Raw genomic sequence first — 22,360 nt, forward strand, 5'->3', positions numbered from 1 at the left:
GGAGCCAGGTCCCTGTGGGCCTTGCGTCATGAAAGCGGAACCCCCCGTGCGATTTCCCCGTCGGAAGCGGCGTACCTGCGGAGATCTCGCCGTTCCGGGCGTCAGCATAGAGCGGGTGCTCTAGGGTGTGGTGCTGTGTCGAGCAAATGGGGGGCAGCGGCCGCGGTCGCCGCCTGGGTCGTGCTGAGCGCCGGGCCGGCCGCCGCGCAAGGGCCCTCCGCCGGGCCCGTCCTGCCGAACGCTCCGTCCGAACAGGTCAAGAAGCCCCAGCAGCTCAACGGCGAAAACGGCCAAAACGTCCAGCCGCCCGAAGGCGCCACCGCCGATGTCGCCCTCAAGGTTCTGCGCGACGGCTCCCTCGAAGTCACCGAGAAGGTCACGGTCCCCGGTGGCCGTCAGCTCATCTCGCGCGTCCCCCTCCGCGTCTCGGCCGGTGACGACCAGGACCGCGTCTTCGAAGCCGGGAACGTCAAGACCGAAGGCGCCGCCACCAGCCGGCTGACCGGTGACCAGCTCGTCCTCACCTTCACCGGCGGCACCTCCACCGTCACCTACACCGTCGACGGCGCCATCGCCGACCAGAGCGGCCGCCAGCAAGCCCGCTGGCAGGTCGCGAGCGGCTTCGACGCGCCCCTGGACAAGCTCACCGCCTCCTTCCTCGCGCCGTCGCCGCGACTGTCCCCTGTGGACTGCTTCGCCGGCCCGATCGGCTCGAACCAGCGCTGCACCCTCGCGGAGCTCGACCACACCGGCGTCGTCCGGCTCGAACAGAACGACGTCCAGCCCGGCGACCGGGTCGACCTGCTCGTCGGACTGCCCGCGAACACCGTCCCGGCCAACGCGAAGTTCGCCGAGGTCGGGCTCTTCGCCACCGCCTTCGCCTTCACCCCGCTGACCGGCGTCGTCTTCGCGCTCCTGCTCGTCTTCCTCGTGGCCGGCGGCCTCTTCGTCCAGCGCCGCCGCAAGGAAGACGCCGGCGCGCTCACCACCGCCACCGGCCCGGTCGAAGTCCTGCTCCGCGACGGCGACCGCCTCTTCTTCGCCAGCCCGGACGGCGTCCTGCCCGGCCAGGTCGGCACCGTCGTGGACGAGACCGTCGACGTCGTCGACATCAGTGCCACCGTCGTCGACCTCGCCGTCCGCAACTACCTCTGGCTGGCCGAGGTACCGGGGCCCGACTGGCAGATCGCCCGCCGCAACCCGCCGGACGAGCACCTGCACGACTTCGAACGCGCCGTCTACGAGACGCTCCTGCCGGCCGGCACCGACGCCGTGCTCGTGTCCCGGCTGCGCGCCCACGGCCGGCTCGACCTGCGCAAGATCAGCGACGCGATGTACGCCGACGTCGTCACCAAGCGCTGGTTCTCCCGCCGGCCCGACACCGCCCGCGGCCGGCTGACCTGGCTCGGCGCCGGGATCTTCGCGCTCGGCGCGGTCGCCACCGCGGTCCTCACCTTCACGATCGGCGACGCGCTGCTCGGCGTCGCGGTCGCGCTGGCCGGGCTCGCCGTCGCCGCGGCGGCCGCGCTGCTGCCCTCGCGCACCGCGCGCGGCCGGGTGCTCGTCGGCCAGGTCCGCGGCCTGCTCGACTACCTGCGCACCGCGAAGGCCGAGGACATCCCGCCGGCCGATCGCGAGATGGTGTTCTCACGCTCGCTTCCGTACGCGGTCGTGCTGGGCGACACCGAACGCTGGCTCGGCACCTTCGCCGCGCTCAACCCCGCCTCGGACGGTTCGGCCGGGCTCTACTGGTACGGCGGCATGGAGTCCGATCACGACCTGCGCCGCTTCGGCACGCACTTCCCGTCCTTCCTGACGGCGCTCGACGGGCTGCTCACCGCGTCCGTGCGCGCGTCCCGCTGACCGTGCTCGCGGAAGCGGTGCTGGCGCTCCTCCTGACCGCGGCACCGGTGGACGAGCCGCCGCTGCCCACCGTGCCGCAGAGCGCCGAGATCCAGCTCAAGGTCGAGCGCGACGGCTCGCTTTCGGTAGCCGAAGCGATCTCCGTGCCCGACGGCGTCACGATGGACCGCCGCGTCCCGCTGCGGGTCGCGGCGCCGCACGACCGCGACCGCGTCTACGGCGTCCGCGACGTCGTCCTCGAAGGCAGCGGTACGGCCCAGGTCGACGACGGCACCTTCACCGTCCACCTCACCTCGGGCACGTCGATCGTCCGGTACACAGTGGACGGTGTCGTCGCCGGGAACCAGGTCACCTGGGAACTGGCCGGTGGCTGGAGCGCCGACCTGAAGTTCGTCCGCGCCTCCTTCGCGGCGCCGAAGATCCCGGTCGCCGTCGACTGCGCTATCGGCGGCTTCCCGTGCGCCGCCGCGCAGATCGACCACGCCGGGCTCACGCGGTTCAGCCAGCAGAACCTGGCCGCGGGTGACCGGATGACGGCGACCGTCGAGCTGCCCGCGGGCACCGTCCCCGGCAACGAGGTCCTGGTCCCGGCCAAGACGATCGCCGGCGCGTTCGTGCTCACCGCCCCCGTCGGCTGGGCCTGGGCCGTCTTCGCCGCGCTCCTCCTGGCCGCGGTCGCCTTCGTCGGTTTCGCCCGCCGCCGTGACACCGGCGACCCGCCGAAGGCCGGGCTGATCGCGAGGAATGGTGAGTTCGCGTCTCCGGAGGGTGTGCTGCCGGGGCACGCCGGTGTGTTGCTGCACGGCCGGGCCGGGCCGGCGGACCTGGCCGCGACCGTGCTCGACCTGGTCGTCCGCAACTACGTCTGGGTGAGCGACGGCCCCACACTGACCCGCCGCAACCCGCCCGACGACCACCTGACGTCCTTCGAACGTGCGGTGTACGAAGCCGTCCTGCCGGACGAGTCGGTGACATTCGCCGAACTGCGGCTGCGGCACGTCGAACTTCCCCGGGCCGAGCTGCGCGCCGACCTCGCCGGCCGCGGCTGGCTCGCGACCGGGCGGCTTCGGCGCGCAGGGATCCGGGCCGTCTTCTACGGCGTGTTCCTGACCATCCTGCTCGCGCTGACCGCGGGGTACGCCCAGCTCGGCGTCATCCTCGCGCTGGCCGGGGCCGCCGCCGTCGCCGTCTCGGCCGCGCTGCCCGCGCGCCGCCGCGCGGGCGCGGAAGTCGCGCGCCGCCTGCGAGGGGTCTCCGCGGTGCGGCCGGAGGACTTCGACGAGCCGCAGCGGGAGGTGGTGTTCTCCCGCGGCCTGCCGTACGCGTCAGCTCTGGGCGAAACCGGCCCGTGGGTGGCCGCGTTCGCCGGCCTCGACCACCCGCCGAAGGTGTACTGGCACGACGGCGACATCACCCCTGACCAGGCCGGATCGTTCGCGACGGCGCTCGCCGGCACCTTCGCCGGCGCGCACCGCGGGCGGCTGCTCGCCACCGTGGCCGCGGACACCGGTTCTCACCCGCCAGCCGGGAAGCCAGGAGGCCCCGAGCCGTCGTAGGGTGGGGCCATGGCCGATCCCGAGCTCGTCCGATACACCCTCGACAATGGTCTGCGGGTGGTCCTCGCACCCGACGCGACCGCGCCGGTGGTCGGCGTCAGCGTGCACTACGACGTGGGTTTCCGCTCCGAGCCGGAGGGGCGCACCGGTTTCGCGCACCTCTTCGAGCACCTGATGTTCCAGGGCAGCGAGAGCTTGGAGAAACTCGCCCACTTCCGGCACGTGCAGTCCAGCGGTGGCACCTTCAACGGGTCCACCCACCCGGACTACACCGACTACTTCGAGGTGCTCCCGAGCGCCGCGCTGGAGCGCGCGCTGTTCCTCGAAGCCGATCGGATGCGAGCGCCGAAGCTGACCGCCGAGAACCTGGCGAACCAGATCGACGTCGTCAAGGAAGAGATCCGGCTCAACGTGCTGAACCGGCCCTACGGCGGGTTCCCCTGGATCACCCTGCCGCCGGTCCTGTACTCGACGTTCCCCAACGCGCACAACGGCTACGGCGGCTTCGAGGACCTCGAGAGCGCCACGGTCGAAGACTGCGCCGCGTTCTTCGACACCTACTACGCGCCGGCGAACGCCGTGCTCACCGTGGCGGGCGACTTCGAGATCGGGACCGCCAAGGAGCTGATCGAGCAGCACTTCGGCGACGTCCCGTTCCGGCCCGCGCCGCAGCGGCCGTCGTTCGCCGAGCCGCTGCCGACCACCGAGCTGCGCGGCGAGGTCGAAGACCCGCACGCGCCGTTGCCCGCGCTCGGCATCGGCTACCGGATGCCCGACCCGATCAACGACGTCGACGGCTACCTGGCCTACCTCGTGCTCGCCGGCGTCCTGACCGACGGCGACGGTTCCCGCCTGCAGCAGCGGCTCGTGCACAAGGAGCCGCTGGTCGTCGACATCGGCGCCGGCGCCGGGCTGTTCGGCCCGTTCGAGGCGCGCGACCCGGACACGTTCACCATCACCCTGATCCACCCGCACGAGGTGCCGCGCGAGCGCGTGCTCGCCGCGCTGGACGACGAGCTCGAGAAGATCGCCGAGAACCCGCCGGACGCCCACGAGCTGCGGAAGGTCACCGCCCGCTGGACGGCGAGCCTGCACTCCGAGCACGACAGGCTGGTGTCCCGGACCCTCGCGCTCGGCTCGTTCGAGCTGCTCTACGGCGACGCGTCGCTGGTGTACAAGCTCGCGGACCGGATGTCCGCCGTCACGTCGGAAGCCGTGTCGGCCGCGGCGAAGGCGCTGCGCCCGGACGCGCGCGCCGTGCTGGTGGTCAAGCCCGCTTCGGAAGGGAACAACGAGCAGTGACTTCTGCAACGCACCGCACGGCCGAGGAGATCGGCCGCACCGCGCGGGGGCCGCGCCCGCTGCCGCCCCTCGGCGAGCAGCGCGCCGCCGGCGATCTGTCCCATGTGGACACCGAGCTCTCGAACGGCCTGCGCGTGCTGGCCGTGCGCAAGGCGACCGTGCCGATGGTCGAGGCGCGGCTGTGGATCCCGTTCGCGGGCGACGACGCGCTGCACGCGGCGACGTCCGAGGTCCTCGCCGAGACGATCCTGACCGGCACGGCGCGCCGCAACCGCATCGAGATCGACGCCGAGCTGGCGCTGATCGGCGGCGACATCGGCGCCGGCGTCGACCCGGAACGCCTGGTGCTGACCGGATCGGCGCTCGCGGAGAAGCTCCCCACGTTCCTCGACGTGCTCGGTGACGTCCTCACCGGGGCGACCTACGCCGACGACGAGATCGCGCGCGAGAAGGAGCGGCTGGTCGAGCGGATCGCGGTCTCGCGCACGCAGCCGCGCACGATCGCGCGGGAGGCGCTGCAGAAGCACCGGTACGGCGACCACCCGGCGACGCGAGAGGTCCCGCGCGCCGAAGACGTCGCCGTCGTGACGCCCGAGCAGGTCCGGGCGCTGCACCAGGCGTCCGTGCTGCCGCGCGGCGCGGTGCTGGTGCTGGTCGGCGACATCGATCCGGCCGCCGTCGTCGGCGAGCTGGAGAAGGTGCTGGGCGGCTGGGCTTCCGACCGTTCCGCGGTCCGGCTGCCGGCGCTGCCGGAGCTGACCGGGCCGAACGTGCTGCTGGTGCCGCGCGCCGGCGCCGTGCAGTCGCAGATCCGGCTGTCGGCGCAGACCGTGCCGCGCACCGACCCGGGTTACGCGGCGCTGCAGCTGGCGAACCTGGCCTACGGCGGGTACTTCTCGTCGCGGCTGGTGGAGAACATCCGCGAGAACAAGGGGTACACGTACTCCGCGCACTCCGGGTTCGAGTTCACCGACGGCACCGCGGTGGTCAACGTCGACGCGGACACCGCGACCGAGGCGACCGCGCCGGCGCTGCTGGAGACCCGCTACGAGCTGGGCCGCCTCGGCCAGGTCCCGCCGGTGGGCGACGAGCTGGAGTCGGTGCGGCAGTACGCGATCGGCTCGCTGCTGACCTCGACGTCGTCGCAGTCCGGGCTGGCCGGCCAGGTGCTGGCGCTGGCCTCGACCGGGCTGGGCCTGGAGTGGCTGAACGAGCACCCGGCGCGGGTGGCGGCGGTGACGGCTTCGGAGGTCGCGGAAGCGGCGCTGAAGTACTTCGCACCCCAGCGGTTCACCGGCGTGGTGGTCGGCGACGCGGCGGTGCTGGAACACAAGCTCCTCGCGCTGGGCGACGTCGTAGTGGGCGAGCCCGCCTGATGTCCGTCCCGTTCGCCCTCGGTGACCTGCCCACCCTGTCACGGTCCACTGTGGACCGTCAGGAGGGCTTGCGCACCAACCCTTCGCGGCTGCTGTCGCGCTGGGCCGACGCCCGGGTCGTCCTGCTGGACGACACCGGGCGCACCCCGGTGGTCGAAGGCTCTTCGGTGCTGGCCTTCCGCAAAGCCGTCGACTTCGGCGCTTCACCGCCGGCGGACGCGGTGTTCCTCGGCGAGTGGCAGGACACGGATTATTGGTCGCTGCCGGGCGGCCCGTCGGGCGACGCCGACACGGTGAAGATGGCGGGCAGCTGGGGGTTCGTCGAGGAGGTCCCGCGCGCCGACGGCGAGATCTGGGTCGAGCTGCGCGGGTACGGAGACCTGCTGGACGACACGTCGGCGGGCCTGTTCACGACGGCACAGGCGTTGCGGAACTGGCGTCGCCAGGCGAAGTTCTGCACGCGCTGCGGTCATCCGACGGAGCTGATCCAGTTCGGCTGGGCGAGCAAGTGCACCAACGACGGCCGCGAGGAGTACCCGCGCACGGACCCGGCGGTGATCTGCCTGGTGCATTCCTCGGAGGGGGTGAACGGCTCCCACGTGCTGCTGGCGCGTCAGCCGATCTGGCCGGCGGGGCGGTATTCGGTGCTGGCGGGGTTCGTGGAGGCGGGCGAGTCGCTGGAGGCGTGCGTCCTGCGCGAGATCCGCGAGGAGGTGGGGGCGGTGGTGTCGGACGTCCGCTACCTCGGGAGCCAGCCGTGGCCGTTCCCGCGGTCGATCATGCTGGGGTTCACGGCCCGGGCGGATCGATCGTTGCCGTTGGTCCCCGCGGACGGAGAGATCGAAGAGGCGCTGTGGGTGTCGCGGGCGGAGGTGCGTGAGGCGTTCGAGAACAGTTCGGTGCGGGGCGAGGGTTCGAAGCCGACGCCGATCGCGGACGGGGCGGCGGAGATCATCCTGCCGGGGAACTCGTCGATCGCCCGCGTGATGCTCCAGGCCTGGGCGGACGCGGAGGAGTAGCCGCTACTCGTACACCGTCGCCGCTACCAGGGCGTCCCGGAAGACCTGCCAGCCATCGGCGGGGAGCGGGATGCCCTGGTTCGCGTAGTAGCCCTCGCAGTCCCGCAACCACCCGGCCAGCGCTTCCAGATAGCGCGGGAGGGTGTCGTTCTCCCAGTCCGGCGGGCCGTCCGCCCCTTCGGCGACCAAGGTGCGCAGGGTCGCCACCACCCGGTCCCGGCCTGCCTCGAACTGCTCGGACATCCGCCTTCTCCCTCCTCACGGCCAGTACGGCTCGGCCCGCGCCGCCGCCTCGACGATGGCTTGTCCGTCGATCGTGGTCGCGGTGCGGGCGAGGCCGACCTTCCGCCACTCCACACTGAACTCGAACGGCCCGGCCGGGAGTGGTGAAAGCCAAAGCTGCCGGTCACCGCGGTAGCGCCGGTCGTCGTAGCTCGCGCCGCCACCGACCTCCACCAGCGACCCCTCGCTGACCCGGAACTGCAGCCCGTCGTCCGCCGGTCCGGGGAACCCGCCCGCGTGGCTCGCGGCGATGCCCTCCCACGTGACAGCGTCGAGCGACCCCCGCCGGACGCTCAGGTGCAGGTGAAGCGAACAGCCACCCGGGTACGCGACCACGTGCTGCAGCGCGACCACCGCCAGCTCCGTCCGCGCGACGAACCGGGCGATCGGCACCGGGCAGCCGAGCACATCCTCCGGCGGCGTCATCGCAGATCACCGCGCTCGATCACCGTGCGAGCCGGCTCGCCGGTGAACTCGGTGCCGTAAGCCAGGTTCAGCGTCTCCAGCCGGTACCGCCACTGGGCGTCGCACGCGCACGTCGAGCCGAAGCGGTAGTTGATCTGCCACCGCAGCCACTCGCCCGGCCGCAAGACGACCGGCGCCGGCCGCCATTCCCGGGTCGGCCGGCTCATCCGCGCCAGCTCCACCCGCACCGCCAGCGCTCCGCCGGCGAAACGGAGCGTCACGTCGTCCAGCACGTCGAGCGCCGTGAACCGCGGCTCGAAGCCGGTCGACTCGTCGACCGTCACCTCGTGGATCGGGGCACCGGCGAGCAGGGGGAAGGCCACCGGCACGCGGTTGCGCGCGGCAGCCGCCGGACCACCCCGGGACCGCTTGGTCCAGGTGGTCCGCACCCGCTGCGCCACAATGTCCACGAAGTCCAGCATCCTCGGCGAAGCAACCGGAAATCCGCTGACCAGGACCCGCCCGCCCGGCGCAACTCGTTCACCGGTGTTTCCGCCACGTGGCCCTGCGCCGTCGAGGCGTTACCTGCTCGTTTCACGAGACCGTTGACGGCTGTGCCCCGGCTCACTACAGTCCTGCGAAACCGTCTGTAAAGTATCCTAATTAAGTCCGGAGGGACGAGTGCGAGCCGGTAGCCCGCGGATGCTGCGCGAGATCAACGATCGCGCCGCCATCGAGGTCCTCCTGCGGGAGGGCCCGCTGACGCGTGCCGAGCTCGAGCTCGCCATCGGGCTCTCCAAGCCCGCCACCGCGCAGCTCATCACCCGGCTCGAGCAGGACAACCTCGTCATCAAGGCCGGCGTCCGCGGCGGTGGGCGGGGTCCCCGCGCCCAGCTCTGGGCGGCCAACGGCAGCCTCGCCTTCGTCGCCGCCGTGGACCTCACCCCGCACCTCGCCGACTTCGTCGTCGCCGACGTCGCCGGGATCGTGCTCGCCGAGTACCGGACGCCGTTGCCCGTCCACGAAGGCGCCGACGTCGTCGGGACCTTCGGCGAGGCCCTCGAACACGTCGCCCGGCAAGCCGGACTGACCAGGACTCAGCTCGCCCACGTCGTGATCGGCGCGCAGGGCGCGTTCGACCCGCGGACCGGCCTGCTGTCCTCCGCCCCGCACATCCCCGGCTGGCTCGGCTTCGACGTTCCCCAGCGACTCAGCGACGACCTCGGCGTCGACGTCCTCATCGAGAACGACGTCAACCTCGTCGCCGTCGAGGAGATGAGCGTCGGGCAGGCTCAGGACGTCGACGACTTCGTCATGGTCTGGCTGTCCGAAGGCGTCGGCGGCGCGGTCGTCATCGGCCGCCGGCTGCTGCGCGGCGCCACCGGTGGCGGCGGCGAGATCGACTGGATGCGCGTGCCCGACCCGGCCACCGTGGACACCGGCGACGTCTGGCCCGAGGCCGGCGCCCGGTTCGGCAACCTGGTCGACTCGCCCGCCCTCTGCCGCCTCGCCGCCGCGCACGGCGTCGAAGCCGAAACCGCCTGGGACGCCGTCGCGAAAACCGAGCCGGACCACCCCTTCCGACACGACCTCGCCCGCCGCGTCGCCGGCGGCATCGCCAACCTCGTCGCGGTCGCCGACCCGCAGCTCGTGCTCCTCTGCGGCGACACCAGCCGCGCCGGCGGCGAGAACCTCGCCGCGCTGGTGCAGGAAAAGCTGCACGACCTGGTCCTGCCGCGCACGCCCGTCGGCTGCGCTTCGGTGCAGGGCAACGCCGTCCGCGCCGGCGCGCTGCAGTCCGCGCTGGCCACCGCCCGTGAGGACGTCTTCGGCGTCGTCACCCCCACACTCCTCGGGTCGCGCAGGCCCGCGGTCGGAGAGCCACTCGGCAAGAACCCGGAGGCCCTCCCGAACACCCGTTCCGCCCCGTCCCCAACCGAGTAGCAGCCCCAACCGATGAGGAGGAGGGCCATGCCCCCTACCACCCGGACCCGCCGAGGCGCCCTGTTAGTGGCCGCCGCCGCGGCGTCCGTCCTGCTGACGAGCGCCTGTTCCGGCGCCGCCGCGCCGAGCGGCGGCGGTGACGCGGCCGCCGCGCCCGGCAAGGACGACAAGCTCACGATCACGGTCTACAGCAAGTTCACCGACCGCGAGTACGGCGTGGTCACCGCGGGCCTCAACAAGCTCAAGGCGAAGTACCCGAACATCGAGATCAAGCACGAGGGCAACCAGGACGACGACAAGCTCACGCAGTCGATCCGCGGTGGCAACCCACCCGACGTCGCGATCTCCTTCTACACCGACAACCTCGGCGCCTGGTGCTCCAACGGCAGCTTCCAGGACCTGAAGCCCTACATCGACCGCGACAAGATCGACCTGAACCAAATCCCCGAGGCGGTCCGCAACTACACCGAGTACCAGGGCAAGCGGTGCGCGATGCCGATGCTCGCCGACGTCTACGGCTTCTACTACAACAAGGACATGTTCGCGGCGAAGGGCGTCACCTCGCCGCCGAAGACCACGGACGAGCTGCTCGAAGACGCCAAGAAGCTGACCGAGTACAACGCGGACGGCTCGATCAAGGTCGCCGGCTTCCTGCCGTCGATGCCGTTCTACGCCAACCAGGCCCAGTACTGGGCGCCGAACTTCGGCGCGCCGTTCATCGGCCCGGACGGCAAGTCGGACCTCGCCACCAACCCCGGCTGGACGGCGATGTTCGAGTTCCAGAAGAAGCTGATCGACGCGCTCGGCGGCCACGACAAGGTCGAGAAGTTCAAGGCCGGTCTCGGTGACGAGTACTCCGCCGACAACGGCTTCCAGAAGGGCAAGCTGGCGATGATCTACGACGGTGAGTTCCGCACCGCGTTCATCAAGGACCAGGCGCCGACCCTGAACTACGCCACCGCGCCCGCCCCGGTGCTCACCACCATGGCGGACAAGTACGGCAGTGCCTTCACCACCGGCACGATCATCGCGATCCCCAAGGGCGCCAAGAACCCCGGCGCCGCGTGGGAGCTGATCAAGCAGGTCACCCTGGACACCGACACCCTGGTGGACATGGCCAACGGCCTGAAGAACGTGCCCAGCACGAAGGCCTCGCTGACGTCGCCGCGCCTCGACCTGCAGCCGCAGTTCAAGACGTTCCTCGACATGTACGACAGCGGCAAGCTCGTCTCGAACCAGACCACGCCGATCGGTGACGCGCACCTCAAGGCGGTCAACGACTTCGCCGAGAAGTGGCAGGCCGGCTCGATCCCCGATCTGACCGAAGGCCTGAAGAAGGTGGATGCGCAGATCAACGACGAACTGAAGCAGAAGGGCGCGGGCGGATGACGTCCACGCTCGCGGAAAAAGCCCAGGGTTCCCCGTCCGCGCCTGCCAAGGCGCGGGCGGGGGCCCGCCGGGCCAAGCGCCGCCGGACCGTCTTCTTCTTCATGGCCCCGGCGCTCATCGGGTTCCTGGTCTTCTTCGGCTACCCGCTGATCGCCACGGTCTACTACTCCTTCACCAAGTACGACCTGATCAACCCGCCGCAGTTCATCGGGTTCGACAACTACGTCCGGATGTTCACCACCGAGCCGCTGGTCGGCGTCGCGGCGTACAACACGCTGTGGCTGGTGGTCATCCTGACGACGTGCCGGGTGCTGTTCTCGCTCGGCATCGCGTCGGTGATCTCCCGCCTCAAGTCGGGCGTGGGCCTGGTCCGGACGCTCTGCTACCTGCCGACCCTGGCCCCGCCCGCGGCGGCGACGCTGGCGTTCGTCTTCGTGTTCAACCCCGAATTCGGGCCGGTGAACCGGTTCCTGCGGCTCATCGGCATCGACGGCGGGCTGTGGTTCAACAGCCCGGCCATGTCGAAGCCCGCGCTGACGCTGCTCGCGCTGTGGGGCTCCGGCGAGCTGATGATCATCATCCTGGCCGCGCTGCTTGACGTCCCGACCGAGCAGTACGAGGCCGCCGAGCTCGACGGCGCCGGCCCGGTCCGGCGGTTCTGGCACGTCACGCTGCCGTCGATCTCGCCGGTGCTGCTGTTCGGCGTGGTCAACTCGATCATCTACGCGCTGCAGTTCTTCACGCAGGCGATCGTGGCGGCCTCCGCGTCCGCGGGCACCGCCGACGTCGCCGGCAACTCGAAGCTCATCGGTGCGCCGCAGAACTCGACGCTGACGTACCCGATCTGGCTTTACGTCCAGGGCTTCCGCTACTTCAACATGGGTTACGCGGCGGCGATGGCGGTGCTGCTGTTCATCGTGAGCGCGGGCTTCACGTGGATTCTCGTGCGGCAGCTGCGCAAGTCCCAGCACCAGGAGGAGGGGGCATGACCGCACTGGCCGAAGCGCCGCAGAAACCGGCGGGCGTGCCGCCGCGGGTGCGGTTCAAGCGGACCTGGGACAAGCGGCTGTCCTGGATCGCGCTGCACGCGACCGGGATCGCCCTCGGCGTGATCTTCATGCTGCCGCTGCTGTTCGTGTTCCTCACCGCCGTGATGAAGAGCGACCAGGCGATGACGGCGAGCCTGTGGCCGACCGAATGGCACTTCGAAAACTTCGTCACGGTGTTCAAGAAGGCGCCGCTGCTGGAGTACTTCGGCAACAGCCTGCTGTATTCGGCGCTGGCGACCGTCGGCGCGCTGCTTTCGGCGATCCCGGCGGCGTACGCGCTGGCGAAACTGCGGTGGCGCGGGCAGAACCTGTTCTTCATGCTCACGGTCGCCGCGATGATGCTGCCGCCCCAGGTCACCATCGTGCCGCTGTACGACCTGTGGGTCCGGATGGGCCTCACCGGCACGCTGGTCCCGCTGATCGTGCCGTACTTCTTCTTCGACGCGTTCTCGATCTTCCTGCTCCGCCAGTTCTTCCTCACCATTCCGAAGGACTACCTCGAAGCGGCGAAGATCGACGGCTGCAACGAGTTCCAGGCGATGTACCGGGTGCTCATCCCGATGGCGAAGCCCGGGATCGCGGCCACCGCGATGTTCTGCTTCCTGTTCACCTGGAACGACTACTTCGGGCCGCTGCTCTACACGGGCGAGAACCAGGACCACTGGCCGCTTTCGCTGGCGATCGCGTCCTTCCGCGGCATGCACCACGTCGAGTGGAACATGACGATGGCCGCCACCGCGCTGATCATGGCGCCGGTGATCGTGCTGTTCATCTTCGCGCAGAAGTCGTTCGTCAAGGGCATCACATTCACGGGAGTCAAGGGATGAAGCTGGCAGTCGTCGGTGGCGGGTCCACCTACACGCCGGAGCTGATCGACGGGATCGCCGGCCGCCGCTCCACTTTGGACGTCGACGAGATCGTGCTGGTCGACCCGGACGCCTACCGCGTGGAGGCCGTCGGCGGGTTCAGCCAGCGCATCCTCGACCACGCCGGGCACCCGGCGCGGGTGCGGACCACGCAGTCGCTGGAAGAGGGCGTCGACGGCGCGTCGGCGGTGCTGATCCAGCTGCGCGTCGGCGGCCAGCGGGCGCGGCGGTCGGACGAGACGTTCCCGCACGCCTGCGGCTGCGTCGGTCAGGAGACGACCGGCGCGGGCGGGCTCGCGAAGGCGTTGCGCACGGTGCCGGTGGTGCTCGACATCGCCGACCGCGTCCGCAAGATCGCCGGCGACGACACGTGGATCGTCAACTTCACCAACCCGGTCGGCATCGTGACCCGCGCGCTGCTCAACGAGGGCCACCGCGCGGTCGGGCTGTGCAACGTCGCGATCAACCTGCAGCGCCAGTTCGGAAAGCTGCTCGGCGTCGGCGCGGACGACGTCAAGCTCGTCCACACCGGACTGAACCACCTGAGCTGGGAGCGCGGCGCGCTCGTCGACGGCGTCGACCGGCTGCCGGAGCTGCTGGACCAGCATCTGGACTACCTCTCGAACGAGGTCAGCGTGCCGGAGAAGTGGTTGCGGCGCATGAACGTCGTGCCGTCGTACTACCTGAAGTACTTCTACGCGCACGACGAGCAGGTCACGAAGCAGCGCACTGAGCGGCCGCGCGCGGACGTCGTCTCCGACGTCGAGGAAGAGCTGCTGAAGATCTACCTCGACCCGGAGCAGAACACGAAGCCCGAGTCGCTGGAGAAGCGCGGCGGCGCGTACTACTCGGAAGCCGCGGTGCAGCTGGTGCACGCGCTGACCGCGGGCGGACCGGCCGAGGAACACGTGGTGAACGTCCGCAACGACGGCACGTTCCCGTTCCTGCCGGACGACGCCGTCATCGAAGCGCGGTCCACTGTGGACTCCAACGGTGCGACGCCGATCGCGCAGACGCCGGTGGAGCCGCAGTTCTCGGGCCTCATCGCGGCGACGACGGCGTACGAGTTCCTCGCGCTGGAGGCGGCGATCAAGGGCGGCCGCGACCGCGTGGCCGACGCGCTGCTGGCGCACCCGCTGGTCGGCCAGTACACGAAGGCCGACACGCTGGCCGATTCGCTGGTGCAGATCAACCGCGAGTACTTGCCCTGGGCGCGCGGATGAGGCCCGCTGTCATCGCGATCGACGGCGGCAACAGCAAGACCGAGGTCCTGGTGATCTCGGAAGACGGCGTCGTGCTGGGCAAGTCGCGTGGACCCGGCGCGTCGCCGCAGAACATCGGCGTGGCGGCCTGCGTCACGGCGCTGGAAGGCCTGGTCCTGGAGGCTTTTCCCGATTTCGGGGAGAAGCCGTTCGCGGTGCACACGTCGGCGTACCTCGCCGGTCTCGACTTCCCACGTGAGGAAGAAGCGCTGCACGCGGCGCTGTCCGCGCGCGGGTGGAGCGACACCCTGACGGTCGGCAACGACACCCTCGCGCTGCTCCGGGCGGGCAGCGCGGGGGTGGGTGTCGCGGTGGTCTGCGGCGCCGGGATCAACGGCGCCGGCGTCGGTCCCGACGGCCGCGTGCACCGCTTTCCCGCGCTGGGCAAGATCTCCGGCGACTGGGGCGGCGGCTACCGGCTCGGCGAGGAGGCCCTGTGGTGGGCCGTGCGCGCCGAGGACGGCCGCGGTCCGCGGACCGCGTTGCAGGCTGCCGTGGCGTCCTTCTTCGGCAAGCGGAGGCTGCTGGACGTCGTGCAGGGCCTGCACTTCGAGGAGATCGACCCGGCCTCGATCCACGGCCTGTGCCCGCTGCTGTTCGAGGTCGCGGCGGCGGGCGACGAGGTGGCGTCGGACATCGTCACCCGGTTCGTCGAAGAGGTCAGCGTGTTCGCGGCGGTGATCCTGCGGAACCTGGACCTGACCGGGGAAGCACCGGAGATCGTCCTCGGCGGCGGGGTGCTGACCGGGGTCGGCGCGCCGGTGATCGCGGAGATCGAGCGGCGCTGCCTGAAGGTCGCGCCGCGCGCGGTGGTCCGCGTCGTGGACGTGAACCCGGTGGTGGGAGCGGCTTTGTTCGGACTGGACACGCTGGGCGCGTCGGACGCCGCGAAGGCGTCCCTGAAGGCGGCGACCCAGCGCGCATAGACCTGGTGGCCTGCCTCGAAGCGGCGCGAGGCAGGCCACCAGACCCTTCACGGCGCGGGGACCAGGATCTCGCCGGTTTCGAGCAGGGACTTGAGGTCCGACAGGATCCAGTCCCAGCCGCCACCCGCGTTCTCGCCGGGGCCGGCGTTGACGTCTTCGTGGATCCCGCTGACCATCTCGCCGGTGAGCGGCGCGCCGGTGACGTCGTGGGTGACGGTCAGTCTGGTGCCGGCGGTCTTCGTCGCCTCGATGTCGTAGGTGAGCGTGGTGTACGGCTCGGCGGACATCTCGTCGGGACCCATGAGCAGCTTCCAGGTGACGACGAGCTTGCGCGGCGGGTCGACTTCGAGGACTTCGCCGTCGACGAGGTCACCGGTGAAGCCGGCGTCGATGAACTCCTGCGTGGGGCGGGTGCGGTGCTTGCCGCCGACCTTGAGGTCGAAGTCGGCGAGGCCGGTGTAGCCGTACTTCCGGGTCCACTCGGGCTTGGTGATGGCTTCCCAGATGCGCTCCGGGGTGGCCTTGATGTAGACGCGGTGGACCTGCACGGTGGTCGTCATGGTTCTTCGCCTTCCAGTTCGTCCTTGAGATCGAGCAGCGCGGTGACGTGACGTTCGGTGTACTTGTCGATCCACCGGTCGTGGATCTGCCGGATGGGCACGGGGTTCAGGAAGTGCCGTTTCTCCCGGCCTTCCTTCCGCGCGACGACGAGCCCGGCCTCCTCGAGGAGCTTCAGGTGCTTCATGACGCCGAAGCGGGTCATGTCGACCTGGGTCTCCAGCTCGGTGAGCGTGCGGCCGTCGCGCTCGAAGAGCAGGTCGAGCAGGAACCGGCGGGTCGGATCCGCCAGCGCCTTGAACACCAGGTCGTCGTCGGGCACGTGAGCGAGAATAGGTGACCAAAAGGTCACATGTCAACGTATGAAGAAGGCCGCCACCCTCGCCAGGGTGGCGGCCTTCTTCGGACCAAGCGCTAGACGACCAGCGACAGCGGCAGGATCAGCGCGATCGCCACCACCGAGATCAGCGTCTCCATCACCGACCAGCTCTTCAGCGTCTGCCCGACCGACAGCCCGAAGTACTCCTTCACCAGCCAGAACCCCGCGTCGTTCACGTGCGAGAAGAACAACGACCCCGCCCCGATCGCGAGCACCAGCAGCGCACTGTGCGACGGGTCCATCCCCGCCGCCAACGGCGCCACGATGCCCGCCGCCGAGACGGTCGCCACCGTGGCCGAGCCCGTCGCCAAGCGGATCGCCACCGCCACCAGCCAGCCCAGCAGCAGCGGCGACAGGTGCGCGTCCTTGGCCAGGCCCGTGATGACGTCGCCGACCCCCGCGTCGACCAGGGTCTGCTTGAAGCCGCCGCCCGCGCCGACGATCAGCATGATGCCCGCGATCGGGCCCAGCGAGTCACCGACCACAGTGGACAGCCGGGAGCGGTCGAGACCCGCCGGGCGGCCCAGCAGCACCATGCCCACCAGCACCGCCGCCAGCAGCGCGATCAGCGGGTCGCCGATGAAGTCCAGCACGCGCCGGGCGCCGTTGTCCTTGGCCAGCAGGATGTCCGAGAGCGCTTTCGCCAGCATGAGCACGACCGGCAGCAGGACCGTCGTCAACGTCGCCGCGAAGCTGGGACGCGGCTTGTCCGGGTCCGCCCGCTCGGGGATCAGCCGCTCGGGCGGTGTCGCGTCCGGCACCAGCCGCGCGGCCAGCTTGCCGAACAGCGGCCCCGCGATGACCAGCGTCGGGATGCCGACGAGCAGGCCGAACGCCAGCGTGATCCCGACGTTCGCGTTCAGCGCGCCCGCCGCGGCGAGCGGGCCCGGGTGCGGCGGGACCAGGCCGTGCAGCACCGAAAGGCCGGCCACCGCCGGGATTCCCAGCAGCATCAGCGGTTTCCCGGTGCGCTTGGCCGCGAGCAGCACCACCGGGATGAGCATGACGAGGCCGATCTCGAAGAACATCGGCAGCCCGATCAGCGCCGCGACCAGCGCCATCGCCCAGGGCAGCGCGGCGCCGCGGGCCTTGCCGAGCACCGTGTCGACGATCTGGTCGGCGCCACCGGAGTCGGCCAGCAGCTTGCCGAGCATCGCGCCGAGGGCGATGAGGATGCCGACGGACGCGACCGTGCTGCCGACGCCGCTGCTGAAGCTCTTCAGCAGCTTGTCGACCGGCATCCCGGCGGTCAGGCCGAGCACGAGCGAGCCGAGCACCAGCGACAGGAACGGGTGCAGCTTCACCTTGGTGATCAGCACGACGATGACGGCTATCGCGACGACCGTCGCGGCGATCAGCCGGGTGTCGTGGCCGGTCCAGGCGGCGGCGAGGGTGGTCATGAACGCTCCCGGAAGGCGGTGAGGGCGGCGGTGGTGATCTCGTCGGGCGTCTCGCGGATGTCGAAGACGGCGCCGGGCTCGTCCGGCTCGAGGGGTTCCAGGTCGGCGAGCTGGGAGTCCAGCAGCGACACCGGCATGAAGTGGCCGGAGCGGGACTTCATCCGCTCGGCGAGGGTGTCGTGGTCACCGTTCAGGTGGGCGAACCAGACCTTCCCGCCGGTTCTCAGCACGTCGCGGTACCGGCGCTTGAGCGCGGACGACGTCACGACGCCGCCGGACGCCTGGTGCTCGCGGATCCAGCCGGCGATGGCTTCGAGCCAGGGGGCGCGGTCCTCGTCGGTCAGCGGGTGCCCCGCGGTCATCTTGTCGATGTTGGCCTGCGGGTGGAACGTGTCCGCTTCGGCGTACTCGACGTCCAGCGCGTTCGCGAGCGCCGTGCCGATCGTCGTCTTGCCGGAGCCTGACACGCCCATCACCACGATGACGGTCATCCGCACCTCCCACGTCGTTGTGCTCGGGTGAGTCAAACTCAAAAGTACTACTTATTCAAGATGAAGTACTACTTAATCGAATCAGACGGCTAGGTTGGCCGAGTGGGACACGAGCAGGTATTGGACGCCCTCGGCGCGTCGATCGCCAACGGAGCGCTGCCACCAGGCACCGTCCTGCGCTCCGAAGAGCTCCAGGAGCGCTTCGGCGCTTCGCGGACTGTCGCGCGCGAAGTCGTCCGAGTGCTGGAGACGATGCGGTTGACCACCAGCAAGCGCCGGGTCGGGGTGATCGTCCGGGAGCCGGCCGAGTGGAATCACTACGACCCGCGGCTGATCCGCTGGCAGCTCGACGGTCCCGCGCGGCCGACGGCCCTCGCTACGCTCAACGAGCTGCGGTCGGCGATCGAGCCGTGCGCGGCGCGGTACGCGGCCCTGCGCGCGACGCCGGAGGAGCGCGGCCGGCTCGGCGCGCTGGGGGAGCGGCTGGCGCGGACGGCCCGGGCGCGCGACCTCACGACGTTCCTCGAGTTCGACATCGCGTTCCACGACCTGCTGCTCGGCGCGTCCCGGAACCCGATGTTCGCGCAGCTGTCCGAGGTCGTCGCGGAGGTGCTCACCGGGCGGACCGGGCACGGGCTGATGCCGCCGGAGCCGCAGCCCGAGGCCGTGGCACTCCACCTGGAGGTGGCCGCGGCGGTGGCGGCCGGCGACGCGGACCGGGCGGAGCGGGCGATGCGCGACATCGTCGTCCAGGCGCGCGAGGAGATCGCGGCGCTGGTCGAATAAGCCGGTGCCGCGGAGGCGAGTAGCCTCCCTCGGGAACTGGACTTTCTTCTGCCGGGGGGCACGGGTGAGCGCGGCGCGCGCGATCGGACTGGTGTTGGGCGTGGCGGCCGACGGCGCCCTCGGTGACCCGCGTCGCCGGCCCCCGGTGACGGCGTTCCGGCGGCTCGCGCAGGGCCCGGGCCTCGCGGTCGCGGGCGCCGCGGTGGCCGGCGGTCTCCTGCTCGAGCGCGCCGGCCGCGGCCGTCCGCTGGTGCAGGCGTCGGCGACGGCGGTGACGACGTGGGCGGTGCTCGGCGCGGCCGGCCTGGCCCTGCAGGGCACGGAGCTGGCGCGCGACCTCGAGGAGTCCCGCTTCGCCCCGGCGCGGTCCACGCTGTCCGAGCTGGACCCGCGCGTGGCTGACGGCCTGGACCTGGTCGGGCTGTCCCGGGCCTCGGTGGAGACGCTGGCGGAGAACACGTCGGACGCGGTCGTGGCGCCCCTGGTCTGGGGCGCGGTGGCGGGGGTCCCGGGCCTGCTCGGCGCGCGGGCGGTGAGCCTGCTCCGCCGGTCACGCGTCGGACGGCAGGGCCACTGGGCGATCGACCGCCTCGACGAGCTGGTCCACCTGGTCCCGACCCGCATGGCGGCGGCCCTGACGGTCCTGGCGGCCCCGGTGGTCGGCGGCTCGGCGGGCGGCGCGTGGCGGGCCTGGCGCCGCGACACGATCGCCCACCCGAGCCCCAACGCGGGCCGGGTGGAGGCGGCGTTCGCGGGGGCGCTGGAGGTCCGCGTCGGCGGGCGGACGGTGTACCCGCACGGGGTGGCGGAGCTGCCGGTGCTCGGGGTCGGGCGGAACCCGGACGCGGGGCACGTGACGCGGGCGGTGGAGCTGTCCCGGGTCGTCGGGTGGCTGGCCGCGGTGACGTCGGTGGTTTTGGCCGTGGTGGCGGGTTTCCGGCGCCGCTCGCGCTGACGCTGTAACTCCTCCGCGTATCGACAGGCGTAGGCAACGCTTCGCAGAGATACGGGAGGATTTCGTGCGGTACAAGCACATTGCGGCGGGCGTGGTCGCCGCGAGCCTGGTCACCCTCGTCGTCACCGGCGGCACCGCCGAGGCCAAGCGGCGCTGCGGTCCCACCTACGAGCAGGACAAGTCCGGCAGCCTGGGCACGCCGTTCACGCTGAAGTCCAAGCACGACGACGACGGCCCCGGCGGGTCGTTCGTCGTGGGGGAGGAGTTCGAGATCCACACGAACGTCGCCGGCCAGACCTGGACCATCACCTTCGCCGACAACGGCCTGGTCTTCTTCACCGGCGACGACGTCTCGACGACCATGGGGATCCGGGAGCAGCACGCGACGGCCAACCAACCCGGCGTCACCCAGCACATGACCGCCGACGCGCTCAACCACACCACGGGCGAAACCATCCACGGGTTCCTGGACGTGCTCCCGGTCCCGGCCTGCGGCGGCTGACGCGGACCGCCGGTGCGGCGGCTTCAGCCGCGCCGGCGCAGCTGGGTCAACGCCTCCGCGTCGAGCCGGCCGCCGCGCTCGGCCAGTCGACCCCCGATGCGGTCCCGGTCTTCCTCCGTCTTGTTCCCGCCGAACTTGAACTTCGCCCGCACACCCGTGATCGTGAACTCGATCCCGCGGATCCCCGGCAGCAACCGCCGGTCCGGCGAGTCCGAAGCCGCGCTCACCGGCGCCCGCGCGCCGTCCGGCTCGAAGTGCCGCAGCTGCTTCTCCAGCAACGAAGCCTTCGAGTCCGGGTCGTCGACCAGCCGCACGTCGCCCTCGAGCTGGACCGTCGCGTAGTACGACGTCGGCACCCCGAACGCCGGGTCCGCGTCCGTGTTCCAGTCCGCGCGGATGTACGTGTAGTCGTCGACCACCGTCAGCAGCGCTCGCGGGTGTTCCTCCAGCAGCGGCCAGATCGGGTTCGGGCGCGCCAGGTGCGTCACCACCGTGCGGTCGCCGTCGAACGCGAAGTGCGCCGGGGTCACCACCGGCAGGTCGCGGCCCGTGCCGCCGGCGATCAGCTGGCCGAAGTCGTGCGTGGACAGCCATTCGCGCCACTCCGCGTCCGAAGCGGCGTCCCAGGGGTGGATCAGCATGAGCCCAGTGTCACGCCGGGAAGTGGCCCCGAAGAAGGGCCAATTTCGAGCTACTTCTGATGGCCACTTTCGGCCAGCTCGTCCTCGGCCAGGATCTCCGCGACGGACTTCCGCCGCGCAGGAGCCTCCCCGGAGACCAAGGCCCCACCCGGCTTCAGCTCCCGCACCGTGAAGTAGAGCCAGCCCAGGAGAGCCATCGCGCCGAACGCGATCCACTGCAGCGCGTACGACAGGAACGGCCCCGAGTCGGTCTGCGGCAGCGGCAGCGCACCCAGCACGCCGGGCTGATCGGTGTCGAGCTGGAAGTACCCCGGCCGGATGTCGAGCTTCCCCGCCCGCGCGACCACCCGCGAGTCGACGACGTAGCTCTGCAGCTGCCCGCCGGTCGACGCGTCGGCGAACGCGTCCCGGTTCTTCGGGTCGGTCTCGTCCGCCCGCGCCCGGGCCGTCACGGACACGATCCCGGCCGGCGGCGGCGCGTACGGCAGCACGCCGGACTTGCTGTCGAGCCGGACGTACCCGCGGTCGACCAGGACGACCGTGCCGTCGGTGGTCCGCATCGGCGTCAGCACCTCGAAGGCGCCCTCGCCCTGGACCGTCCGCAGCCGCGCGACGACTTCCTTGTCCGCGAGGTACTGGCCGGTGATCGAGACGAGGTGCCACTCCGTGTGCTGGTCGGGCGCGCTCCCCGGCGGCAGGAGCTGCGTCAGCGGCAGGGGCGGCGCGGTGAACGAGGCCTCCAGCGCGGAGTTCTGCTGCTCGCGCTCGGCGTTGCGGCTGAACTGCCAGGGTGAAAGCAGCGTGAAGCAGCAGATGGCGAAGGTGAACACCACCACCGTCAGCGCCAGCCACCCGGGCTTGAGCAGGAACCGCAACCGCACCCCACCACGGTAGGCGGTGCCCCGCCCGTGGCGCCCGCCGACCTCCGTCACCTGTGACTTCTACCCGCGCGAACGCACCCAATCCAGCAAACCGGGCACCGAGCGTTCGATCATGCCGAGGACGTCTTCGAAGCCGTCGTCACCGCCGTAGTAGGGGTCCGGGACTTCGGCGCCGCCGGGGGCGGACGGGTCGAACGACCGCAGCAGCCGCACCTTCGAGGGATCGTCGACGCGGGCGCGCAGGAACTCCGCGTGCCCGTCATCGGCGGCCAGCAGCAGATCGGCGGCGAGGTCTTCGTCCGACACCTCGGAGGCGACGTGCGCGGTGGGGTAGCCGTGCGCTTCGAGCGTCGCGCGGGCGCGCTTGTCGGCGGGCTCTCCGGCGTGCCAGCCCCCGGTACCGGAACTGGACACGCGCACGACGTCGCCGAGGCCGGCGTCCTCGAGGTGCGCGCGGAAGACGAGTTCCGCCATCGGGGAGCGGCAGATGTTGCCGGAGCAGACGAAGACGAGGTGCGTCATTTCGCG

At 71.0% G+C, this 22,360-nt stretch carries 24 protein-coding genes; 14 read left to right on the top strand and 10 right to left on the bottom strand.

Annotated features, from left to right (window positions below):
* Positions 1-135 precede the first annotated feature (135 nt).
* The 5 genes from ABZ342_RS24085 to nudC are packed head-to-tail and all read left to right on the top strand — an operon-like array spanning position 136 to position 7,116.
* Positions 136-1,863: a DUF2207 domain-containing protein gene (locus ABZ342_RS24085; protein WP_360476905.1), complete on the top strand. Its 1,728-nt coding sequence runs from the start codon at positions 136-138 to the stop codon at positions 1,861-1,863.
* 2 nt (positions 1,864-1,865) lie between these two features.
* Entirely contained in the window at positions 1,866-3,419 is a 1,554-nt protein-coding gene (locus ABZ342_RS24090; RefSeq protein ID WP_360476908.1) for a DUF2207 domain-containing protein, read from the top strand.
* A gap of 9 nt (positions 3,420-3,428) precedes the next feature.
* Complete coding sequence (locus tag ABZ342_RS24095; RefSeq protein WP_155549264.1) at positions 3,429-4,721, top strand: pitrilysin family protein; 1,293 nt, start codon at positions 3,429-3,431, stop codon at positions 4,719-4,721.
* On the top strand, positions 4,718-6,097 hold the full coding sequence (locus ABZ342_RS24100) for a pitrilysin family protein (protein WP_360476911.1): 1,380 nt from the start codon (positions 4,718-4,720) through the stop codon (positions 6,095-6,097). The genes ABZ342_RS24095 and ABZ342_RS24100 overlap by 4 nt, the downstream gene beginning before the upstream one ends.
* Positions 6,097-7,116: an NAD(+) diphosphatase gene (gene nudC / locus ABZ342_RS24105; protein ID WP_360476914.1), complete on the top strand. Its 1,020-nt coding sequence runs from the start codon at positions 6,097-6,099 to the stop codon at positions 7,114-7,116. Before ABZ342_RS24100 ends, nudC begins: the two co-directional genes overlap by 1 nt.
* A 3-nt stretch (positions 7,117-7,119) precedes the next feature.
* On the opposite strand, the gene ABZ342_RS24110 is transcribed toward nudC, so the two are convergent.
* Genes ABZ342_RS24110 through ABZ342_RS24120 form a run of 3 tightly spaced genes read right to left on the bottom strand, consistent with a single transcriptional unit; the run spans position 7,120 to position 8,273 of the window.
* A complete protein-coding gene (locus ABZ342_RS24110; RefSeq protein WP_360476917.1) occupies positions 7,120-7,359 on the bottom strand; it encodes a hypothetical protein in 240 nt (79 codons plus the stop codon).
* 15 nt (positions 7,360-7,374) lie between these two features.
* Complete coding sequence (locus ABZ342_RS24115; protein WP_360476920.1) at positions 7,375-7,824, bottom strand: hypothetical protein; 450 nt, start codon at positions 7,822-7,824, stop codon at positions 7,375-7,377.
* Complete coding sequence (locus ABZ342_RS24120; RefSeq protein WP_360476923.1) at positions 7,821-8,273, bottom strand: hypothetical protein; 453 nt, start codon at positions 8,271-8,273, stop codon at positions 7,821-7,823. The genes ABZ342_RS24115 and ABZ342_RS24120 overlap by 4 nt, the downstream gene beginning before the upstream one ends.
* 232 nt (positions 8,274-8,505) lie before the next feature.
* Here ABZ342_RS24120 and ABZ342_RS24125 point away from each other — a divergent pair, with 232 nt between their 5' ends.
* Genes ABZ342_RS24125 through ABZ342_RS24150 form a run of 6 tightly spaced genes read left to right on the top strand, consistent with a single transcriptional unit; the run spans position 8,506 to position 15,239 of the window.
* On the top strand, positions 8,506-9,747 hold the full coding sequence (locus ABZ342_RS24125; protein WP_155549516.1) for an ROK family transcriptional regulator: 1,242 nt from the start codon (positions 8,506-8,508) through the stop codon (positions 9,745-9,747).
* 27 nt (positions 9,748-9,774) lie between these two features.
* Positions 9,775-11,136, top strand: a complete 1,362-nt coding sequence (locus ABZ342_RS24130) for an extracellular solute-binding protein (protein WP_360476926.1) — start codon at positions 9,775-9,777, stop codon at positions 11,134-11,136.
* A complete protein-coding gene (locus ABZ342_RS24135) occupies positions 11,133-12,125 on the top strand; it encodes a sugar ABC transporter permease (RefSeq protein ID WP_360476929.1) in 993 nt (330 codons plus the stop codon). Before ABZ342_RS24130 ends, ABZ342_RS24135 begins: the two co-directional genes overlap by 4 nt.
* Positions 12,122-13,012 (top strand): carbohydrate ABC transporter permease, encoded by an 891-nt coding sequence (locus ABZ342_RS24140; protein ID WP_155549269.1) that lies wholly within the window; start codon positions 12,122-12,124, stop codon positions 13,010-13,012. The genes ABZ342_RS24135 and ABZ342_RS24140 overlap by 4 nt, the downstream gene beginning before the upstream one ends.
* A complete protein-coding gene (locus ABZ342_RS24145; protein ID WP_360476932.1) occupies positions 13,009-14,274 on the top strand; it encodes a 6-phospho-beta-glucosidase in 1,266 nt (421 codons plus the stop codon). The genes ABZ342_RS24140 and ABZ342_RS24145 overlap by 4 nt, the downstream gene beginning before the upstream one ends.
* Entirely contained in the window at positions 14,271-15,239 is a 969-nt protein-coding gene (locus ABZ342_RS24150; RefSeq protein WP_155549271.1) for a BadF/BadG/BcrA/BcrD ATPase family protein, read from the top strand. Before ABZ342_RS24145 ends, ABZ342_RS24150 begins: the two co-directional genes overlap by 4 nt.
* A gap of 47 nt (positions 15,240-15,286) precedes the next feature.
* On the opposite strand, the gene ABZ342_RS24155 is transcribed toward ABZ342_RS24150, so the two are convergent.
* From ABZ342_RS24155 to ABZ342_RS24170, 4 genes are all read right to left on the bottom strand, one after another.
* Complete coding sequence (locus ABZ342_RS24155) at positions 15,287-15,799, bottom strand: SRPBCC domain-containing protein (protein ID WP_155549272.1); 513 nt, start codon at positions 15,797-15,799, stop codon at positions 15,287-15,289.
* Positions 15,796-16,119: a metalloregulator ArsR/SmtB family transcription factor gene (locus ABZ342_RS24160; RefSeq protein WP_155549273.1), complete on the bottom strand. Its 324-nt coding sequence runs from the start codon at positions 16,117-16,119 to the stop codon at positions 15,796-15,798. Before ABZ342_RS24160 ends, ABZ342_RS24155 begins: the two co-directional genes overlap by 4 nt.
* 92 nt (positions 16,120-16,211) lie before the next feature.
* Complete coding sequence (locus ABZ342_RS24165) at positions 16,212-17,576, bottom strand: gluconate:H+ symporter (protein WP_360476937.1); 1,365 nt, start codon at positions 17,574-17,576, stop codon at positions 16,212-16,214.
* A complete protein-coding gene (locus tag ABZ342_RS24170) occupies positions 17,573-18,067 on the bottom strand; it encodes a gluconokinase (RefSeq protein ID WP_360476940.1) in 495 nt (164 codons plus the stop codon). Before ABZ342_RS24170 ends, ABZ342_RS24165 begins: the two co-directional genes overlap by 4 nt.
* Positions 18,068-18,169: 102 nt before the next feature.
* Between ABZ342_RS24170 and ABZ342_RS24175 the strand changes: the two genes are divergently transcribed.
* The 3 genes from ABZ342_RS24175 (at position 18,170) to ABZ342_RS24185 (ending at position 20,310) form a co-directional block, all read left to right on the top strand.
* Positions 18,170-18,853 (top strand): FCD domain-containing protein, encoded by a 684-nt coding sequence (locus ABZ342_RS24175; RefSeq protein ID WP_155549276.1) that lies wholly within the window; start codon positions 18,170-18,172, stop codon positions 18,851-18,853.
* A 64-nt stretch (positions 18,854-18,917) separates the two neighbouring features.
* A complete protein-coding gene (locus tag ABZ342_RS24180) occupies positions 18,918-19,808 on the top strand; it encodes a cobalamin biosynthesis protein (protein ID WP_360476944.1) in 891 nt (296 codons plus the stop codon).
* A gap of 64 nt (positions 19,809-19,872) precedes the next feature.
* On the top strand, positions 19,873-20,310 hold the full coding sequence (locus tag ABZ342_RS24185; protein WP_155549278.1) for a hypothetical protein: 438 nt from the start codon (positions 19,873-19,875) through the stop codon (positions 20,308-20,310).
* A 23-nt stretch (positions 20,311-20,333) separates the two neighbouring features.
* Here ABZ342_RS24185 and ABZ342_RS24190 read toward each other — a convergent pair whose 3' ends face one another.
* From ABZ342_RS24190 to ABZ342_RS24200, 3 genes are read right to left on the bottom strand one after another with little or no spacing between them, the layout of a single operon-like run.
* On the bottom strand, positions 20,334-20,951 hold the full coding sequence (locus ABZ342_RS24190) for an FMN-binding negative transcriptional regulator (RefSeq protein WP_360476948.1): 618 nt from the start codon (positions 20,949-20,951) through the stop codon (positions 20,334-20,336).
* A 50-nt stretch (positions 20,952-21,001) separates the two neighbouring features.
* Positions 21,002-21,832 (bottom strand): SURF1 family cytochrome oxidase biogenesis protein, encoded by an 831-nt coding sequence (locus tag ABZ342_RS24195; RefSeq protein WP_360476951.1) that lies wholly within the window; start codon positions 21,830-21,832, stop codon positions 21,002-21,004.
* A 60-nt stretch (positions 21,833-21,892) separates the two neighbouring features.
* Positions 21,893-22,354, bottom strand: a complete 462-nt coding sequence (locus ABZ342_RS24200; RefSeq protein ID WP_155549281.1) for a low molecular weight protein-tyrosine-phosphatase — start codon at positions 22,352-22,354, stop codon at positions 21,893-21,895.
* Positions 22,355-22,360: the final 6 nt, after the last annotated feature.

This window comes from Amycolatopsis sp. NPDC005961 (assembly GCF_040629235.1).
Lineage (GTDB): Bacteria > Actinomycetota > Actinomycetes > Mycobacteriales > Pseudonocardiaceae > Amycolatopsis > Amycolatopsis camponoti.

Excerpts from the sequence above, each read along its gene's own strand:
- ABZ342_RS24165 (WP_360476937.1), bottom strand. The coding sequence starts at position 17,576 with ATGACCACCCTCGCCGCCGCCTGGACCGGCCACGACACCCGGCTGATC.
- ABZ342_RS24095 (WP_155549264.1), top strand. The coding sequence starts at position 3,429 with ATGGCCGATCCCGAGCTCGTCCGATACACCCTCGACAATGGTCTGCGG.
- ABZ342_RS24155 (WP_155549272.1), bottom strand. The coding sequence starts at position 15,799 with ATGACGACCACCGTGCAGGTCCACCGCGTCTACATCAAGGCCACCCCG.
- ABZ342_RS24135 (WP_360476929.1), top strand. The coding sequence starts at position 11,133 with ATGACGTCCACGCTCGCGGAAAAAGCCCAGGGTTCCCCGTCCGCGCCT.
- ABZ342_RS24145 (WP_360476932.1), top strand. The coding sequence starts at position 13,009 with ATGAAGCTGGCAGTCGTCGGTGGCGGGTCCACCTACACGCCGGAGCTG.
- ABZ342_RS24125 (WP_155549516.1), top strand. The coding sequence starts at position 8,506 with ATGCTGCGCGAGATCAACGATCGCGCCGCCATCGAGGTCCTCCTGCGG.
- ABZ342_RS24170 (WP_360476940.1), bottom strand. The coding sequence starts at position 18,067 with ATGACCGTCATCGTGGTGATGGGCGTGTCAGGCTCCGGCAAGACGACG.
- ABZ342_RS24190 (WP_360476948.1), bottom strand. The coding sequence starts at position 20,951 with ATGCTGATCCACCCCTGGGACGCCGCTTCGGACGCGGAGTGGCGCGAA.
- ABZ342_RS24140 (WP_155549269.1), top strand. The coding sequence starts at position 12,122 with ATGACCGCACTGGCCGAAGCGCCGCAGAAACCGGCGGGCGTGCCGCCG.
- ABZ342_RS24110 (WP_360476917.1), bottom strand. The coding sequence starts at position 7,359 with ATGTCCGAGCAGTTCGAGGCAGGCCGGGACCGGGTGGTGGCGACCCTG.
- ABZ342_RS24200 (WP_155549281.1), bottom strand. The coding sequence starts at position 22,354 with ATGACGCACCTCGTCTTCGTCTGCTCCGGCAACATCTGCCGCTCCCCG.
- ABZ342_RS24130 (WP_360476926.1), top strand. The coding sequence starts at position 9,775 with ATGCCCCCTACCACCCGGACCCGCCGAGGCGCCCTGTTAGTGGCCGCC.
- ABZ342_RS24115 (WP_360476920.1), bottom strand. The coding sequence starts at position 7,824 with ATGACGCCGCCGGAGGATGTGCTCGGCTGCCCGGTGCCGATCGCCCGG.
- ABZ342_RS24150 (WP_155549271.1), top strand. The coding sequence starts at position 14,271 with ATGAGGCCCGCTGTCATCGCGATCGACGGCGGCAACAGCAAGACCGAG.
- nudC (WP_360476914.1), top strand. The coding sequence starts at position 6,097 with ATGTCCGTCCCGTTCGCCCTCGGTGACCTGCCCACCCTGTCACGGTCC.